The following is an 18,367-nucleotide window of genomic DNA, read 5'->3' as shown; positions in this document are numbered from 1 at the left end:
GTAAGTACCTTACTAATAATTAGTCCACTTTGTTCCAAGCATCTTGCCAGTGTGAACCTACGCCAGGTTCGTATTGAGTTGCCGTTGGTGCCCATTGAACACAGTAACCAGAGTATGGGAACTCTTTACACTGATAAACACTACCATCGCTGCTTAGTACTTTCGTGCCCGCGGTGTAAGACTCAATGCTTTCAGGGAATACGAAGTCGTAATCGCCCGCTGGTGGCGGTGTTTGCTCGTCCATCAGGTGGAAATCAAGCGTGTTCTGATCCACTAAGTTACCTTGGTCATCTTTGGTCACAACTACAAGCATGTGGTGGCCAGCTTCAGATTTAGACAGAGTCAATTGAACATCTTCAACTTGTCCGTCTTTAAGTTCAGATTTCTGAGACGCCAGTGCTTCACGATGGTGGTTGTATACCGTGAGCTCTGCTTGAACGTCGCCCGTTGCCGCTAGAGTAAGATCAAGTTGAGTCGGTTGATTCTCGTCGATAATGTACTCTGACTCTAAACCTGTTACTTCAACTTCATGCTCTGGCTCTGGAGTATCAATCTTGTAGCCGATCTCTACGCTCTTAAAGCCTGAACCTGCTTTTAAGTAAACCGGGTTTGAGCCGTATACAGGAGCGAAATCACCTTGGTCATTCAATTGACCCGCTTTGATTTGCGTCTGCTCTTGGTTGATCTTTGATGCCAATGCATAAGACCAGTTATTCGCTTTACCTTGCTCGTTGTTCTCAATCACTAGCTCTGTGCTGTATGAAGCGTTCTCACCAGATTGGTCAAAGACACGAGTGTAAACTGCATCACCGATGTTTAGGTCGCGAGTTGGGTTGATTTGACCACCTTGATCCCAATCAGGAATGATCGGACCATCGCCATCAAATTTCACATCAATAACGTTGTAGAAAGCCATTGCAGTATCACCCACATCCCAAACAGCAAGAATCACTTGGTAGCCTTCACGCTCAGGGACATTACACAAGTGGCTTACTTGCATTGGTGGCTGTTCCATATTGCCTTCGACCACACAGAATGGGGTTAGATCAAAAGAACTGCGAGCCAAAGGCTGGTTTGGATTCCAGTCTGCTTTTGTAATGTAGTATTTCCAATCGTGAGTCACGTGGTTTGCTGTGAATGTCCACTCAAAGTATTGAGAGCCAGATTGGATAGGGCGTTTAACCCAACGGTCTGCCGTTTGCTCGTCTAGCGCAGCCGCTAAAGAAGATTGCGCACTCGCGATTTTTCCATCTGCAGGGCCAACCTCTGGGAAGCCTTCAGGACCTTCGACACTTTGCGGTTCGTATTGAATACCACCACAGTTAGTGTTCTTCTCTTGTGTATCACTCGCAGGGAACTTACACAGCGCTACACGGCTTTCAGCGACGCCATTATTGTATGCCGAGACATAACCGTGACCGAAGCTTGCACCACTAACGCTTAGTAGCGACAGAGCGATGAGTGATTTTTTGGGAGTTGTTTCATTATTTGTCCTTACTGTATTTGGCCGACAAAAAAGAGAACACTCCGGCACGCATTTGCACTTAAATCCTATTAAGTGGCAGCTCCGCTATCATAGATAGAATAATTGTCGACAGATCGGTGGCTTTGCGTCCTATTCTTTCAAATAGTTTGCCAGAAGTGCGTTTAAGCAAGCGAAATGTAGTCAACGCGTTTTATAAATGCGAATGAATAGATTGAAATGTGGAATGCTAATCTCGAACTTTTAATTCTTGTCACAAATTAACTTGCTAAATGTATTCTTTGCTCACCTATAAGTGATTGAAATAAATTAAGAAAGTATTTGCTCTAATTGTTTTTGTGAATGGTTTTGTCTTTTGATTTTTGCTTTGGATAACAATTGAGCGCATATCAAAACCAAACCTTTGGTTTCCACTAACCGAACCCTGACACGCCATGTATGAAAAACCGGACAATTGATTGGTATGAATTATATAAAGGAGTCGGTATGGAATTCACAGAACTAGACAGAGACGCGTTGTATCAAACGTGGATGTCACAAAAATCGAGAATGCGAATTACGCAGATGGAGTTTTCAAAAAAGTTAGGCATGAACCAGCTTGATTTCTCAAGAGTGCTAAGAGGGGAGACGCCATTAACCATGTCTTTCATTAGTCACTTTTGTCGTTTACTTCATTTGGAACCAAGGAATGTATTCCCTTCGCTAAAAGAGGGTAATGAATCGGGGCCTAAAGTGGTCTACCTGAAAAGTAGAATGAGTGTTGATGGTGAGATCCAAAATGCTTATATTGAAGGAAATCAGGTAATTGTAGAGTACGCACACACTGTTCAACATGATTAATTTTAGAGTTAGCTCTGAATTTTACCCCCTTTTTCTACAACCTTTTCACATAGGGTATGGCATACTTAGTTAGATTCCTTAATTTTAGCTAAGTGCGTTATGAACTCTTTAAAAGTCCTTTTGCTTGTTGCAACCAGCATTTTCTTGTTTGGTTGTGCAGGCGGCCCAATTAGAACCGCTACTAAATTTACCAGCTACGAAGATTTTCAGGCTGGGCCTGACGGAGGCGTCGACTTGGTTTGGGCAAGGGTTGGGCTACGTGACGCACAGCGTTTGAAATCCAAGTTAGATGATTACGACTCTGTAGTGATCGACCAAATTTTTGTTTTAACAGAAGAAGGTTCGTTGGATCAGGAAGAGATTCAGGAACTCACTGAGCACATGGTTGAACGCTTGGAAGAGAAAATATCGCCTCATAAAACGATTGTCGATGAACCGACAGGAAAAACGCTCCGCTTGAGTATCGCTCTGAGTAACGTTGAAACGCCTAATCCGATCTTAGCTGTAACGAGCAGCGTTCTGCCGTTTGGCCTTGCGATGTCAACCATTTCTAAGGTGACAACTGGTGAGCACACCAATGTTGGGAGTGCGAGTGTAGAGTTATTGGTCAGTGATGCTCAAGAGGGCACACCACTGTTTGCAGCCATCGATCGTGAAGCGGGTAATAAAGACTTTTCAACCATGATTGATTCGCTGGATGATGCCAAAGACGCGATCAACTATTGGGTTGAACGTTTAGGTGATACTCTACACAACATAGATGACGCATAGAAAGAGCGAATAATGCTAGAGAAAGAGAACCTGATTAAGTTGGCTCGAATGCAGATGCCATTTGGAAAGTACGCGGGTCGTACACTGATTGACTTACCTGAAGAATATTTGCTTTGGTTCGATAAAAAGGGATTCCCGTCTGGTGAACTAGGCGATTTATTAAAACTGTGTCTTGCTCTGAAGATTGAAGGACTTGATAGTGTCGTCAAACCATTGAAAAGAATGTAATTAAATAAAAGCTCACGCTGATCACGTGAGCTTTTGTGTTTTTAAGTTCGACACAATTTTACATGCATGATGAAGCTTGAAGGATGGATCTTCTTACCTTCCTATAAAATACGCAATCGATAGTGTGTAAATAATGGTATACAGGGTGTTTTAAATATAAAACACAAAAAAAATTGCGTTTATTTTTAATTAGTGATTGAAACTAGAGTTTTTACTAGTTAAGTTACAGGGAACAAGAAGATTAGTGCTGATAGAAAGTGACGTGAGACAACGTACATTCAGCTCAAGGATAGAAAAAAGGAAGAAGTAAGCAATGTTCCAGACTGATGATGTAAGAATTAACAAAGTAAAAGAGTTATTACCCCCTGTTGCTGTTTTAGAAAAGTTTCCAGCGACAGAAGTTGCTTCTTCTACAACCTTTGAAAGCCGCAAAGCGATCCACAATATTTTAGAAGAGAGCGATGACCGTTTGCTTGTTATTGTAGGTCCATGTTCTATTCATGACACAGAAGCTGCTCTTGAGTACGGTAAACGTTTGAAAGTGTTGCGCGACGAACTTGGTGATAACCTTGAAATCGTAATGCGTGTTTACTTTGAAAAGCCACGTACAACTGTTGGTTGGAAAGGTCTAATTAATGACCCCTACATGAACGATACGTTCAAGTTAAATGATGGTCTTCGTCTAGGTCGTAAGTTACTGCTGGATCTAACTGACATGGGCATGCCGACGGCAAGCGAATTCCTAGATATGATCACGCCTCAATACGTTGCTGACCTAATCAGCTGGGGTGCAATCGGCGCACGTACTACAGAATCTCAAGTTCACCGCGAACTGGCTTCTGGCCTATCTTGCCCAGTTGGATTTAAGAATGGTACTGATGGCAACATCAAGATTGCAACAGATGCTATTCGCTCTGCTAGCGCTTCTCACCACTTCTTATCGGTAACTAAGTACGGTCACTCAGCTATCGTTGAAACAGCAGGTAACCCTGATTGTCATATCATCCTACGTGGTGGTAAAGAGCCAAACTACAGCGCAGAACACGTTGGTAAGATTAAAGAAGAGCTAGCAGCTTCAGGTCTTCCACAAAAAGTGATGATCGATTTCAGCCACGCAAACAGCTCTAAGCAGTTTAAGCGTCAAATGAACGTATCTGATGACGTAAGCGCACAAATCTCTGGTGGCGACAAAGCTATCTTTGGTGTGATGATTGAATCTCACCTTGTTGAAGGTCGCCAAGACTTGGTTGACGGCAAAGCTGCAACTTACGGTCAATCTGTGACTGATGCATGTATTGGTTGGGAAGATACTGAAACAGTACTTCGCCAACTGGCAGGCGCTGTTGAAGCTCGCCGTAACAAGTAATCTAATTATTACAACCAGTCACTAAGCGGCTGAAAATTCAAAGCCCTTATTAGCAACAGCTAGTAAGGGCTTTTTTGTAATTCTTAGTTATAAACTGAAAGTATCAGTATTCTTAAATGAGAAAAGACAGTAACTCGTCGACTTTGAGTGACAGTAAAGTTCTATCTTGCTTGGTTTCCACGTTGAGGCGTATTAATGGCTCGGTATTGGACTTTCTTAAGTTGAAGCGCCATGTGCCCATATTGACGCTGATCCCGTCTGTGTGATCGATCTCAAAGGCATTATCTCGGTAGTGCGATAACACGCAAGCCATGACCTGCTTTGGGTCTGATACTCTTCGATTGATCTCCCCGGAAGAGGGGAATCTATCTATACTGGTACTCGTCAATTGGTGAAGCGATTGTTGAGTTTTCGACATTAGTTCGATAACCAATAGCCAAGGAATCATGCCTGAATCGCAATATCCAAAATCACGAAAATAATGGTGCGCACTCATTTCGCCCCCATAGACGGCATTTTTTTCACGCATCTTCTCTTTAATAAGTGCGTGCCCCGCTTTAATTCCAATCGCTTTTCCACCATGCGTGTTAGCGACTTCAATCGTGTTCCATGTCATGCGCATATCGTGCAATACAGTCGCGTTAGGTTGTTTGACCAAGAATGCTTCAGCAAGCAACCCGACAATGTAATAACCCTCGATGTAATTGCCTTTCTCATCAAAGAAAAAGCATCGGTCGAAGTCTCCATCCCATGCGATGCCAAGAGCTGCGGAGTGTGCCAAGACGGCATCGCGTGTCGCAATCTGGTTTTCTTTGATTAAGGGGTTTGGAATACCGTTTGGGAACTTTCCATCTGGAGAGTGATGAACCTTGATGAATGTGATTGGAGCATTGAGTTCGTTGAATCGCTTCTCTAAATCATCGATAACATGCCCTGCAACACCGTTCCCAGCATTAACCACAATCTTCATCGATGACAGCTTTGATGGGGTTATGTACGAGAGTAGGTGGTCTACATAAGTGGCGAGAATACTGGTCGATCTACGAGAATTACTTGGTTGTGCATGAACGAACGGTAAATTGCAGTTCAGCTCTTGATTAAGTTCTTCAATGCGTCGTTTGATTTCATCTAAACCACTGTTTTTACTGATAGGGCTAGCGTCTACACCGACCAATTTCATGCCGTTGTAATTGATTGGGTTGTGGCTAGCTGTAATTTGTATTCCGCCAATCGCTTTTAGGTGACGAGTCGCAAAGTAGACCTCTTCAGTGCCAGTCATACCTAGATCAATTACGGTAATCCCTGACTCGATCAAGCCTTTGGTCATGGCTTCTTGTAATGACAGGGACGTTTCGCGGTTATCACGACCAATCACTACCTGCGCCAAGCCATCGAATGGGGTTTCAGGCGTAGCGGATAGAACGTATTCGCCAAATGCCTTACCGAGCAGGTAGGCGAGTGGCTCATTGATTTGTTTACCAATGACGCCGCGGATATCGTTGTTCTTAAAGCAGCTCAGGTCTAATGTTGGTTTCATCGATTTGTCGCTGTTTTATTTCGTTTGGTTGTGCTTTGATGAGTGGACTTGTTGCTTGCGCACGTCTCGCCCATAGCTGTCTTGATATCGAATGATGTCGTCTTCACTTAAATGACTGCCTGTTTGCACTTCTATCATCTCGAGTGGGAGAACCCCTGGGTTCTCTAGGCAGTGAATATGGCCTAAAGGGATGTAAGTGGATTGATCTTCTTTAACCAGATAGGTTTTTTCATCGTTGGTCACTTTCGCAGTACCCGCCACGACTACCCAATGTTCCGCTCTATGGTGGTGCATTTGTAACGACAACTTGTGACCGGGTTTTACGGTGATACGTTTAACTTTGTCGCGTTTGCCTAGATCGATTACATCGTATTTACCCCAAGGTCTAAACACTTCGCGGTGATGAACATGTTCTGTGCGATCTGCTTGATTCAGCTGGCTGACAATCGATTTAACACCCTGAACCTTGTCTTTATTCGCAACCAATATAGCGTCTTTGGTTTCGACAATAATCAGGTTATCGACGCCTACCGTAGCAACCAGCTTATTTTCAGCATGGATGTAGTTGTGTTGAGAGTCGACGGTCAACACATCACCTTCAATGACGTTATTGTGCTCATCTTTTTCACTTACATCCCAAATAGCAGACCATGAGCCAATGTCGTTCCAACCGACATCCATCGGGATCACTGCGGCGTGTGAGGTCTTCTCCATCACGGCATAATCGATAGAATCACTCGGACTGCTTTTGAATGCTTCAGCGTCTATACGGATAAAGTCGAGGTCGGTATTTTGCTTTGCAAGAGCGAGTTTACAAGCCGCTAATATCTCAGGGTGGTGTTCGGCGAGTTCTTCAACATAGCGTGATGCCTTAAACATGAACATGCCACTGTTCCATAAGTATTGTTCTGAGCGGATGAACTCTTCTGCTGTTGCGGTATTTGGCTTTTCTACAAAACACTCTATGGCGTAGGCATGATTGAGTGGCTGCTCTGTCCCATTAGTATCAGTTTGAACACTGGAGGAAAGAGGCTCTCCCTGCTTGATATAGCCATAACCAGTCTCTGGGGCGTCAGGTGTTATGCCGAATGTTACCAGTTTGCCTTGTTTTGCATAATCAACACCACGACTAATCGCTTGTTGGAATTCAGAGGTTTTCGCGATGTGATGATCAGCAGCCAGCACTAACAAGATAGGGTCGGATGTGCTTTGTTCATTAAGCGCTGGTTTACTTAAAGTCTTTAGGGCGGCAAGCGCAATAGCTGGGGCTGTATTTCTACCGACTGGCTCTAGCAGAATACCACTATGTTGAATGTTAGCTGATCGAGCTTGTTCAGCGGCAATAAAGCGATGCTCTTCATTACAGATAATGAATGGGGCATCGCATTTACTATCCATCAAGTGCTCTTCAAGACCTTGCAGGCGTTGAAGCGTTTGCTGAAGCATTGACTGCTCACCGGCAATATTGAGAAATTGCTTAGGGTAAAGCTCGCGAGACAGTGGCCAGAGACGACTTCCGGAGCCGCCGGCTAGAATGACAGGTAAAATCATAGCGTGGTAATTAGGTGCATTTGAATACTTGCGCCATGTTACCACGCTTCACGCTGTTTATTTATCGATAACCAGTTTACTTATCATTAACCAACTTACTTCACGTCAACCAATAGGGGCTTGGTTATTGATGACCTTCTGGGGCGGAAGTGATCATACTTTGATCTTCACCAAAAGCATGAGTTTCACCAAAGCCCTGAGGATCGATTTTGAGTGTTTGTGTTGGGAAGGCGATATCTGCATTGTGCTTATGAATAATCGCTAACACTTGCAACAGGACATCTTGTTTAACTTCGTGGTATCTCACCCAGTTGACTGTTTTTGTGAAGGTGTAGATAAAGAAGTTGAGCGTTGATGGCCCAAACTTATCAAAGTTAACGATCAGCGTCTGTTTGGCATCAATGTCAGGGTGCGTTTCAAGCATGGCTTTTACGTCATCCACAATCAGAGCCAGTTTGTTTGCATCTTGGTAACGCAGACCAAAAGTCTCATTGATCCTGCGGTTCAACATTCTTGATGGGTTCTCGACCACAATGTTACTGAACACCGAATTCGGCACGTACAAAGGACGCTTATCAAAGGTGCGAATGATGGTCATACGCCAGCCTATGCGTTCGACAGTGCCTTCGATTTGACGATCGGGAGAGCGTATCCAGTCGCCGACTTTAAAAGGGCGATCGAAGTAAATCATCATGCCACCGAAGAAGTTCGACAGTAAGTCTTTAGCCGCTAAACCGACGATCAAGCCACCAACACCACCAAAGGTAAGTAAACCGGAAAGACTGAGCCCAAACGCCTGCATGATGGTTAGGCCGCCCATCACCATAAAGAACAAGCGAGCGACTTTCGCTATAGCTTGCACTGTGGTTTCGTCTCTGGTTTTTTGCTCTAAGACATACGCTTCAGTGTTAGTGATCATTCGTAACGTAAACCAAACGAAGGTACAGATAATCAATATGTGTTTAAGCGTTTTTAACCAGTTGATTTCATTGCCAAACTGGTCTTGAAGGATTAGCCCGACAGATACTGTAGCAGGCCAACACCAAAGTAACGTGCTGACAGGGGTTTTTAGTGCTTCTAGCAGTAGATCGTCCCAGTGAAATGGGGTTTTTTGAACCAGAATTTCTAAGCGATTATGGATAATTCGCCAAGCTACCCAAGCGAGAAAACTCGCAATAGTGATGAATAGGACGCTGTTTGCCCAATCACTATGGCTCTGGTTGATGTAGGTTTGTACTTGGGTTATGAATTCATTCATTGTGTGTGCTGCCGCAGAAATTATGAATTGGAAATTAGCAGAAACTCGAGTTGTTCTCTACCTTTATAAATCAAGCGATTATGACAATAGTATAACCTTATTCTTGCAGAACTAACTTTTTTTGAGATAGAAACTAATGTAGGTTTGGCTATCCCGTGTAATTAAAATTTCTAAACAGGATTTCAAATGAGCGACAAACAATATGCAGTTATCGGTTTAGGGCGATTTGGTTTATCTGTTTGCAAAGAGCTACAAAGTTCAGGCGCACAGGTACTCGCCGTCGATATTGATGAAGAGCGAGTGAAAGAAGCGGCGGCTTTTGTTTCACAAGCGATTGTTGCGAACTGTACAAGCGAGGAGACAGTTAAAGAGTTAAGACTCGACGATTACGACATGGTGATGGTGTCGATTGGCTCTGATGTTAACTCCAGTATTCTTACTACGCTAGTGGTCAAAGAATCAGGCGCAAAAGCTGTTTGGGTAAAGGCGAACGATAAGTTTCACGGCAAGATTCTCTCCAAGATTGGTGCCGACCATATCATCATGCCTGAACGAGATATGGGTATTCGTGTTGCGCGTAAAATGTTGGATAGACGCGTTCTTGAGTTTATCGATCTTGGCAGCGGTTTAGCGATGACGGAGATTGTTATTGGTTCTAATTTGTTGGGTAAGAAACTTGGCGACCTTAAGCTGTGTAAAGAAAATGGTGTTGAGGTACTTGGCTTCAAACGAGGACCGAACCTAACTAAAGCACCAGAACTGGATGTGAGTTTAGAAATTGGGGATGTGGTGATCATCGCTGGGCCGAAAGAGACCTTATCTAGAAAGCTACGCAATTGGTAATTGGCAATAAGGTAACAGTATGAATTCGTTAAAACGAAAAGGTACTTTCTACACGCTTAAGAGTGATAAAAAGCCACGTAAAGGCTCTGAACCTAAGATTATCCTTACGAGTTTCTTAGGCGTGCTTATCCCCTCTGCAATATTGTTGACGATGCCTGTATTCTCCGTGACAGGCCTAAGCTTTACGGATGCACTGTTTACAGCAACCTCGGCGATCAGTGTGACAGGATTAGGTGTTGTCGATACCGGTGAGCATTTCACCTTGGCGGGTAAAATCTTACTGATGTTCTTGATGCAAGTCGGCGGGTTAGGGCAGATGACTCTATCTGCGGTACTACTTTACATGTTCGGTGTTCGGTTAAGCCTTAAACAACAAGCACTAGCGAAAGAAGCGCTTGGCCAAGATCGTAAGATTAACCTTCGCAAATTAGTTAAGAAGATCATCATCTTTGCATTAGTGGCTGAATTTATCGGTTTTGTATTGCTCTGTTTCCGCTGGGTGCCTGAGATGGGATGGTCAACGGGTAGCTTTTATGCACTTTTTCATGCGATATCAGCATTCAATAACGCAGGTTTCGCACTGTTTTCAGACAGTATGATGAGTTTTGTTGATGATCCATTGGTGATCTTCACCTTAGCTGGCTTGTTTATTTTCGGTGGGCTAGGCTTCACAGTCGTCGGCGACCTATCGAGTAACTGGCGTAAAGGTTTTCGACATCTTCATTTACACACCAAGATTATGCTAACCGCCACTCCGACTCTATTGTTGGTAGGTACGGTATTGTTCTGGCTGTTGGAAAGAAATAACTCAGCAACCATGGAAGGGTTATCGACTCAAGGAAAGTGGCTAGCCGCATTTTTTCAGTCGGCAAGTGCTCGTACTGCTGGCTTTAATAGTGTGGATTTGTCCCAGTACACTCAGCCTGCATTATTGGTGATGATTGTACTGATGTTGATTGGTGCCGGTTCTACCTCAACGGGTGGTGGTATTAAGGTTTCGACCTTTGCCGTCGCCTTTGTCGCAACGTGGACGTTCCTCCGTCAGAAAAAGCATGTAGTGATGTTTAAGCGAACCGTAACTTGGCAAGCGGTAACAAAGTCATTGGCCATTATTGTGGTAAGTGGGGCGTTATTAACCACCGCGATGTTTTTGTTAATGCTTACTGAAAAGGCAGCGTTTGATCGAGTCATGTTTGAGGTGATTTCAGCCTTTGCAACGGTTGGCTTAACGGCTGGCTTAACCGCGAACCTGACTGAGACAGGTAAATACATCATGATTGTCGTTATGGTGATTGGACGCATCGGCCCCCTGACCTTGGCTTATATGTTAGCTCGCCCAGAACCTTCCTTGTTGAAATACCCAGAAGACACGGTGTTAACGGGTTAATAAGATGAACAGGCTAATAAATAAAGCTCTGTAAATGAAGCTCTGTAAATAAAAATAAAGCCAGCGATATGCTGGCTTTGTTGTCATAGGCTGATCGTTAATTGCTGAATGCTTAGCCCTTAAACATCTCAACGTATTCCTCATAGCCTTCTTCTGCTAATTTATCCGCTGGGATAAAGCGCATTGCGGCTGAGTTCATGCAGTAACGTAACCCTGTTGGTTTTGGACCATCTTTAAATACATGTCCCAGGTGAGAATCGCCAAACTTGCTGCGAACCTCTGTTCTTGGGTAAAGCAGTTTGTAGTCAGTAGTTGTGACTACATAAGCCTCGCTGATTGGCTGTGTAAAGCTCGGCCAACCTGTACCTGATTTGTATTTGTCTTTTGAAGAGAACAGTGGTTCCCCAGTTACGATATCAACGTAAATACCTTCTTGCTTGTTATCCCAGTACTTGTTGTCAAACGGGCGCTCTGTTGCATCGTCTTGTGTTACATCGTACTGCAGTGAAGTTAGCATCGCTTTGATCTCTGCATCAGACGGCTTGACGTAGGTCTTAGCGTTAGCTGTCGCATTTTTTCTGTCGATGATCTGACGGATAGTTTGTGGATTCTCTTTTCTATCGTCACCGAAGATCTTATCTAGGTACTGATCGCGGCCAGAAGCATAGCGGTAGTAGTTATAACGAACTTTACTCTTCTTGTAATAGTCTTGGTGATAGTCTTCCGCTGGCCAGAATTTTTCAAATTCAATCAGTTCAGTTTTTAGTGGTTCACCAAAGATATTAGCTTTGTCGATCTCCATCATGAAGTTCTGAGCAACATCTTTTTGTGCTTGGTTATGATAGAAAATAGCTGGTCGATAATGACGGCCTCGGTCTACAAAAGAGCCTTTGTCATCGGTTGGGTCGATGTGTCTGAAGAATTGGTCAAGAACCTGTTCATAGCTAACAACATCAGGGTTGTAAGTCACGTTGATCACTTCGATGTGACCAGACTTTCCTGAGGATACTTGTTTGTAGGTTGGGTTTTCTAGTTCACCACCAGAGTACCCAGAGATAACGTCGGTGACGCCTGTCAGCTTTTCTAGGTCGGATTCTGTACACCAAAAACAACCACCAGCCAGTGTCGCGATTTCACTTTTACCTGAATTAGCTGTTTTATCCATTGTATTGGCAGTGCCAGTCTGGCTTACAAACAGCGAAATCAGTGGTAGCGCAACCACGAGTGATACCAATATTTTAGATAATTTATTCATAGATACCTCATCTTGACGTTCTTCTCATTCGATTTTGAATGTACGAATAGAGACAGGTTTTAGATGGAAAAAATTGCATCATTCATGAAAAAAATATGTCATTGAGAAAATCTTGCTCATAAATGCCGCCAGTAGTAGGGTGTCGGTACTAACAATAAATAATAGACAGTGATGGCGGTTATCGGTCATCTAAGGAACAGTATGCAAGCAGAAGTTAAATGGGTCGAAGGCTTTAAATTCCTAGGTCAATCTCAATCAGGTCACTCTGTCGTGATGGATGGAAGTGGTGGTGCAACTGCGCCAAGCCCGATGGAAATGGTGTTAATGGCGGCTGGTGGTTGTAGCTCTGTTGATGTGGTTGATGGTTTGAAATCTGCAGGCCAGAACATCACAGGCTGTAATGCAAAACTTGAAACAACACGTCGTGAAACCGCACCAAAAATCTTTACCGTGATTAATATTCATTTTGAAGTATCGGGTGATAACCTTGATCCTGAGCTTGTTGCTAAAGTCTGTGCGGATTCATTAGAGAAATACTGTTCAGTATGTCTGATGCTCGGTGCTGGCGTAGAGATGACCCACAGCTGGGAAATAGTTTAGCCTTCTGATTGTATACCTTGGCGGTAGGCTATTTTTTACGGCTTACGGCTTACGGCGTATGAGTAGAGCCAGACAAAGAAAAGGGCGAAGCACTTTACAGTGTTCCGCCCTTAATTATTCTCGCTAGAGTAGAGTGCTATTATTCAGCCGTTTCTACGATAACTTCTTCCATTTGCGCTTCTTCTTGATATTCGAAGCTTGGGATTGTTGCGTCAACACGACGGTTTTGTGCACGACCCTCGGCTGTATCGTTTGTTGCTACTGGGTTTTCTTCACCTTCACCTGTAGCCGTAATGCGGTCTGCTTCAATACCTTGCTCTTCGATGTATGCAGCTACAGCGGCAGCACGTTTCTTAGAGATCATCATGTTGTACTCAGCTGCACCTGTTGAATCGGTGTGACCAACTACATTGACTGACGATTGAGGGTAAGTTTGCAGCACTTCTACTAGTGGCATTAGAGCAGTTTCACCCTCAGTAGACAGTTCAGTGCTGTTTGTCTCAAACATGCCTTGAGAGAAGCTTTCAGTTTGCGCTTTAATTACAACAGTCTCTTCTTCAACCACAACGGCTTCAGGTTCTGCAATTGGTTCAGCTGGAGCCTGTGTTACCGCTGCCGCAGTAGCTACTGTTGCGGCTGAAGCTGTCGTGTTACCTGTACCGAAATTGTAGCTTAGACCAATGGTAACAAGGTTAGAGTTAAGGTCTTGGATAATCTTATCGTCAAAATCATCGAAGTATTGGTATTCAACTCTAAGCGCCCAATCGTCTGAAAGCTGTTTCTCGGCACCGATACCTAAGGCCAAAACAACGTCGTCTTCGTCATCGTGCATGATGTAAGCAGGACCTGCTTTGAAGAAGATATCAAATTGTTGTTTAATCGCTAGTCGATACATTGGGCTCAAAGAAATGGCTACGATAGAATCGCTGTATCTTTGAGTCGCTCCGTTGTTGTTAAAGCTGGTGTCATAATCACCTAAGTAATCTGCATTCAATTCTAGAGCAATGTTATCGGTAAAGTTGTAGCCACCGTAAATACCGCCCGCAACTGAATCATCTTCACAATCAACGTTGTCGACACAAGCGCTATCTAGCCAACCCATGCCAACTTTTGCGCCAACGTATGTCGTTGCGGCAATTGATGGAGCAGCAGCGAAACCTGAAGCAGCTATTACTGCACACATGATTTTTGACAGTCTTTTCATAATCTTATCCTTGGATTAACTCTTATTGTTATCTGAATGAGCCTTTAAAGCGACGACTTACTGATTGGGACACTGCAGCAGTAAGTGGTTCAGGCGTAGATTCAGGTCGAACCTATCTTGGAACTGTTTTTACATTGTTAGTGTGGTTGCTTATTGGGGTCAATGAAGTTGTTAAAATTTATATATTTAAGGTGCTATTTACAGAGGTTTTTGTCAATTAATTGTTGTCTCAAATGTTGGAAACGAAGAAACCTCGTATCATTTTTAGGTGATACGAGGTTTCTTTTTATGTGTGCGGATTATTGGGCTATCGACCCTGATTTGCGGAAGTTACAGGAGTTATGGGCGCTCTCCGGCTAACAAACGTTTTTCAATGTCTGCAATGACACCTGGTAGGTCTGCAATGGTATCGATTAAGTAGTGTGGGTTTGATTTGTTTAGCTTAACGCTTGCTTTTTCACGTGCAGCCGCAAGTGTTGTCTCGTCTGCATCTAAATATTCTTGATACGTTAACCCTGCTTCGTTCCCCGATAATACAAGTCCAACTGTCCACATGCCTGCGTTGTGACCTTCATCGATCCCCGGTGCTGCGTCGTCTACTTTTACACACGCAGCAACGCTAGTTACACCTAGGTCGATTACGTTTTTCAGTGCCATAAATGGAGCAGGGCGACCACCTTGAGGTAAGTCGTCGGTCGCTACCACGTTATCTGGTCGGTAACCGTAATCTGCAGCAGCAGGAATTAAAACATCCATCACTTCACGTGGGTAACCTGAACAAGACCCGATCTTCACGTTCTTCTCTTTTAGGTTATTGACCACTTCTATCGCATTCAAAATAGGTGCTGCGTGATCGGCTACTTTCGCTTTTTGAAGAGGCATGAATGCCGCGTAGATCGCATCAACGTCTTCACTTATCATAGAGCGTCCGAACTGAGCCTTCCAACGAGCGTCAACAGCAGGAATTCGACCAACTGCTTGGATGTGGTCCCATTTGCCGATCCCCATAGGTTCACGCGCTTCTGCTAAGTCGATATCAAAGTCGAAACCTTGTCTGAATGCTTCAACGAAAATACTGGTTGGAGCAAATGATCCAAAATCAACGATAGTGCCAGCCCAGTCAAAGATAACCGCTTGGATAGGTGATGTTGTGTTCATAGTCGTGTCCTATTTCTGTTCTCTCCCAGCTCAAGTTGTTCTGGGAGATGAATGATTGTTTAAGTTATTGGTTAGATGATGGTTTAAAGGTATTCAAAGTCTTTGCAGACTTTTGCTATCGCTTTTTCGAATACAGATAGAGCGACTTCTAGTTCGCTGCGGCTGATGATCAATGGTGGGCTCAACTGAATCACATTACCTTGTGACACCTTGAAACTCAGGCCATCGTTTAGACATTGGTAAAGTACTGCTTCCGCTTCATCGAAAGCTCGGGTTTTGGTGATATGATCGGTGACCAATTCCACCCCCCAGAGCAGGCCGATGCCGCGAACGTCACCAATGACTGGGTACTTCTCTTTCATTTGAAGCAGTTGTTCACGCACGAATGCGCTGTCCGCTTGTACTTTTTCAAGTAGGTTTTCTTGCTCAATCACTTCCATGGTGGCGAGTGCTGCCGCGCAACCAATTGGGCTTTTTTCATGGGTGTAGTGCCCAAGAGAAACTTGCGCTGCCGTGTTGTATTTGTCTTTAGTGATCATGGCTGCGATTGGTACTAAGCCGCCGCCAAAACCTTTACCGATACAAAGAATATCAGGTTCTATATCAAAAGCTTGGTGAGTGAACCATTCGCCACTGCGACCCATACCGTTTGGAATGTCGTCGATGATCAACATGACGTTATGCTTATCGCAGATCTCACGGATGCGCTTCCAGTAAGCTTTGCTTGGTACTTGAACGTCTGTGTTACGCACTGCTTCGGCAATGAAGGCACCAATGCCACCTTCTTTTTCAATCACATACTCAAGGTAATCGGCGTAGTGCACATCACATGTAGCCTCACTTTCACCGCCTGCGCTTTGCCCGCGAAGCGGAAAAGCGCCACGATAGGAAACCGCTGGTGGAATGCGTTCTACGCCAGCCATTAATGGACCCATGCCTTCGCGGAAACAAGCTTCGCCACCTACTGAGATTGCATCGAGTGACGCGCCATGGAATGAGTCCCACAATGACACTACTTTGAAATTGTTGGTGACATGTCTAGCAAGTTTTAGCGCCATGCCGATCACTGATGTGCCACCGGGAGCAAACAACACGCGATTCAAATCACCACCGCAGATCTGTGTGAGTTTCTCAGCACACTGAACCGCAGTTTCATTGGTAAAGCGACGCGGTGAAAACGGCAATGACGCCATTTGCTGAGTCACTTTATTGATGATGTGGGGATGACCATAGCCTAGTTGATGAACATTGTTACCGTGAAAGTCCATGTACTTTTTGCCCGTCGCATCTTGAATGTAGATGCCTTCGGCTGCTTCAAGTGTGTCTAGGCAAGGCGTTGACATGGCTTGATGAAGAAACACGTCAGCATCACGCTTTAACATCGCTTGAGTCGCATCATCGTTTAGCGATTCGTTCCATTTTTCGCGTGCTGGCGTGGTGTTCACATCGCCTTCGCTTCGAAAGTGTGTCGCCTTTAGAATCGGCTCTTGATTGGTCGTCGTCATTATTTGATGTCCCAGTACATAGCGTTTTTCACGGCGCCAATGAGAGCTTCAATGTCTGACGGGTACACTTCACCGATGTTACCGATTCGGAAGCAGTCTGCGTTTGAAACCTTGCCCGGGTAAATCACAAAACCTTGTTCTTTCAAGCGGTCATAGAATTCCTTGAATTGGTAATCGCTATGAGTTGGAGAATAGAAAGAGGTAATGATAGGTGAATGAAGATCATCATTAAGCAACGGCTCAAAGCCAAGAGAGCGCATACCTGCAACCAATGTGGTTTGGTTGGTTTGGTAGCGACTATGACGAGCTTCGATGCCACCTTCTTGCTCCAATTCAAGTAGAGCTTGGTAGAAAGCACGCACTGTATGAGTTGGAGAGGTGAAGCGCCATTTACCATGGTTGCTTTCCATGCATTGCCATTGGTCAAACAGGTCAAGGGTTAATGAACGAGCTTGGCCTTTGCATTTTTCCAGTTCCGATTGCTTCGCAATAACAAAGCCGAATCCAGGTACACCTTGAATACACTTGTTTGCTGAGCTGATCATGTAATCGATACCTAAGTCAGCAATATCCATAGGGATGCCACCAAAACTCGACATCGCATCTAGAATGACGGTTTTGTTGTGCTGCTTTGCCAATTTGGCGATGTCTTCGATTGGATTCAACATACCCGTAGTGGTCTCACAGTGCACAATCGCAACGTGAGTAATGTCTGAACCCATAGCCAATGCCGTCTCCATTTCGTTCAAGTCAGGCTGTGATGTTTCACCTGGGGAAACGACATGGCATGGAATGTTTAAGTATTCTGCGATTTGAGCAATACGAGCACCATACGCACCGTTGTCAACAACAAGAAGCTTGCCGCTTTTAGAGATAACGCTACCGATTGTTGCTTCAACTGAAGCGGTGCCGCTACCTTGCATTAGTACGCTCGTATAACCCGTTTGCTTAGTCGCCAAAGTCACTAGCTTGCTACGAATCACTTCAACAACGTCTTTGTTGTATTCATCATCCCAAGTACACCAATCTTTTAGCATCGCTTGGCGAACGGTTTCAGAAGTAGATAGAGGACCCGGTGTCAGTAGTAGGTATTCGTTTCTCATGTTCAATTCTCGTGATTTGTATTTTGGACTATACCAGTATTTGCGGTTACTTTAACAACCAATTTAAACGGTCGTAAATAGCCCAAACGTTATTTTCACAAAAGCTTCATATTCAAATTTGTCACTTGTGTTGAGAAATTTTCCGATCTTTAAATTGCCATTTTTTGTTCATTTAACCGTCATAAAAGTCGATTAGGTTAATACTCGTCATCTGGTACATACCAATGTAAAGGCATGTAATAACAACCTAAATGAATTTATGGGTATAGGTGCCTCTT

At 44.1% G+C, this 18,367-nt stretch carries 16 protein-coding genes and 1 riboswitch; of the genes, 7 read left to right on the top strand and 9 right to left on the bottom strand.

Annotated elements, in window-relative coordinates; translation table 11 throughout:
- Positions 1 to 19: 19 nt before the first annotated feature.
- Positions 20 to 1,534, bottom strand: coding sequence for an N-acetylglucosamine-binding protein GbpA (gene gbpA / locus OCV20_RS22000; RefSeq protein ID WP_086774412.1), 1,515 nt, complete (start codon positions 1,532 to 1,534; stop codon positions 20 to 22).
- Between the two features lie 23 nt (positions 1,535 to 1,557).
- Positions 1,558 to 1,647, bottom strand: a riboswitch (cyclic di-GMP riboswitch).
- Positions 1,648 to 1,969: 322 nt separating this feature from the next.
- Here gbpA and OCV20_RS21995 point away from each other — a divergent pair.
- The 4 genes from OCV20_RS21995 to aroG all read left to right on the top strand — a co-directional run bounded on the left by OCV20_RS21995 (position 1,970) and on the right by aroG (position 4,688).
- Positions 1,970 to 2,323 carry a hypothetical protein gene (locus tag OCV20_RS21995; protein ID WP_017061749.1) on the top strand — a complete coding sequence of 118 codons (354 nt, stop codon included), beginning with the start codon at positions 1,970 to 1,972 and terminating at the stop codon, positions 2,321 to 2,323.
- A 99-nt stretch (positions 2,324 to 2,422) separates the two neighbouring features.
- Entirely contained in the window at positions 2,423 to 3,094 is a 672-nt protein-coding gene (locus tag OCV20_RS21990; RefSeq protein WP_086774413.1) for a DUF3313 domain-containing protein, read from the top strand.
- Positions 3,095 to 3,106: 12 nt separating this feature from the next.
- Positions 3,107 to 3,322: a DUF3820 family protein gene (locus tag OCV20_RS21985; protein ID WP_004730103.1), complete on the top strand. Its 216-nt coding sequence runs from the start codon at positions 3,107 to 3,109 to the stop codon at positions 3,320 to 3,322.
- 313 nt (positions 3,323 to 3,635) lie between these two features.
- Complete coding sequence (gene aroG / locus OCV20_RS21980; protein ID WP_048612919.1) at positions 3,636 to 4,688, top strand: 3-deoxy-7-phosphoheptulonate synthase AroG; 1,053 nt, start codon at positions 3,636 to 3,638, stop codon at positions 4,686 to 4,688.
- 112 nt (positions 4,689 to 4,800) lie between these two features.
- On the opposite strand, the gene OCV20_RS21975 is transcribed toward aroG, so the two are convergent.
- From OCV20_RS21975 to OCV20_RS21965, 3 genes are all read right to left on the bottom strand, one after another.
- Positions 4,801 to 6,225: a phosphohexomutase domain-containing protein gene (locus OCV20_RS21975; protein ID WP_086774414.1), complete on the bottom strand. Its 1,425-nt coding sequence runs from the start codon at positions 6,223 to 6,225 to the stop codon at positions 4,801 to 4,803.
- Positions 6,226 to 6,240: 15 nt separating this feature from the next.
- Positions 6,241 to 7,776 carry a mannose-1-phosphate guanylyltransferase/mannose-6-phosphate isomerase gene (locus tag OCV20_RS21970; RefSeq protein WP_086774415.1) on the bottom strand — a complete coding sequence of 512 codons (1,536 nt, stop codon included), beginning with the start codon at positions 7,774 to 7,776 and terminating at the stop codon, positions 6,241 to 6,243.
- 124 nt (positions 7,777 to 7,900) lie between these two features.
- Entirely contained in the window at positions 7,901 to 9,034 is a 1,134-nt protein-coding gene (locus OCV20_RS21965; RefSeq protein WP_086774416.1) for a mechanosensitive ion channel family protein, read from the bottom strand.
- A gap of 186 nt (positions 9,035 to 9,220) precedes the next feature.
- Here OCV20_RS21965 and OCV20_RS21960 point away from each other — a divergent pair, with 186 nt between their 5' ends.
- Entirely contained in the window at positions 9,221 to 9,877 is a 657-nt protein-coding gene (locus tag OCV20_RS21960; RefSeq protein ID WP_017065605.1) for a potassium channel family protein, read from the top strand.
- A 19-nt stretch (positions 9,878 to 9,896) separates the two neighbouring features.
- On the top strand, positions 9,897 to 11,264 hold the full coding sequence (locus OCV20_RS21955; protein WP_086774417.1) for a TrkH family potassium uptake protein: 1,368 nt from the start codon (positions 9,897 to 9,899) through the stop codon (positions 11,262 to 11,264).
- Between the two features lie 112 nt (positions 11,265 to 11,376).
- Here the strand turns inward: OCV20_RS21955 and msrB are convergent, their stop codons facing one another.
- Positions 11,377 to 12,519 carry a peptide-methionine (R)-S-oxide reductase MsrB gene (gene msrB / locus OCV20_RS21950; RefSeq protein WP_086774418.1) on the bottom strand — a complete coding sequence of 381 codons (1,143 nt, stop codon included), beginning with the start codon at positions 12,517 to 12,519 and terminating at the stop codon, positions 11,377 to 11,379.
- 201 nt (positions 12,520 to 12,720) lie between these two features.
- On the opposite strand from msrB, the gene OCV20_RS21945 reads away from it, so the two are divergent.
- Positions 12,721 to 13,119: an OsmC family protein gene (locus tag OCV20_RS21945; protein WP_017068628.1), complete on the top strand. Its 399-nt coding sequence runs from the start codon at positions 12,721 to 12,723 to the stop codon at positions 13,117 to 13,119.
- Between the two features lie 139 nt (positions 13,120 to 13,258).
- On the opposite strand, the gene OCV20_RS21940 is transcribed toward OCV20_RS21945, so the two are convergent.
- The 4 genes from OCV20_RS21940 to phnW all read right to left on the bottom strand — a co-directional run bounded on the left by OCV20_RS21940 (position 13,259) and on the right by phnW (position 18,089).
- Positions 13,259 to 14,323 (bottom strand): OmpA family protein, encoded by a 1,065-nt coding sequence (locus tag OCV20_RS21940; RefSeq protein WP_050633137.1) that lies wholly within the window; start codon positions 14,321 to 14,323, stop codon positions 13,259 to 13,261.
- A 339-nt stretch (positions 14,324 to 14,662) separates the two neighbouring features.
- Positions 14,663 to 15,481: a phosphonoacetaldehyde hydrolase gene (phnX, locus tag OCV20_RS21935; RefSeq protein WP_086774419.1), complete on the bottom strand. Its 819-nt coding sequence runs from the start codon at positions 15,479 to 15,481 to the stop codon at positions 14,663 to 14,665.
- Positions 15,482 to 15,564: 83 nt separating this feature from the next.
- A complete protein-coding gene (locus OCV20_RS21930) occupies positions 15,565 to 16,986 on the bottom strand; it encodes an aspartate aminotransferase family protein (protein ID WP_086774420.1) in 1,422 nt (473 codons plus the stop codon).
- Positions 16,986 to 18,089 (bottom strand): 2-aminoethylphosphonate--pyruvate transaminase, encoded by a 1,104-nt coding sequence (gene phnW / locus OCV20_RS21925; protein ID WP_086774421.1) that lies wholly within the window; start codon positions 18,087 to 18,089, stop codon positions 16,986 to 16,988. Before phnW ends, OCV20_RS21930 begins: the two co-directional genes overlap by 1 nt.
- Positions 18,090 to 18,367: the final 278 nt, after the last annotated feature.

The sequence above is a fragment of the Vibrio coralliirubri genome (assembly GCF_024347375.1).
Lineage (GTDB): Bacteria > Pseudomonadota > Gammaproteobacteria > Enterobacterales > Vibrionaceae > Vibrio > Vibrio coralliirubri.
The sequence above is the reverse complement of the archived record's forward strand: the minus strand, read 5'-3'. Positions and strand labels throughout refer to the sequence as shown.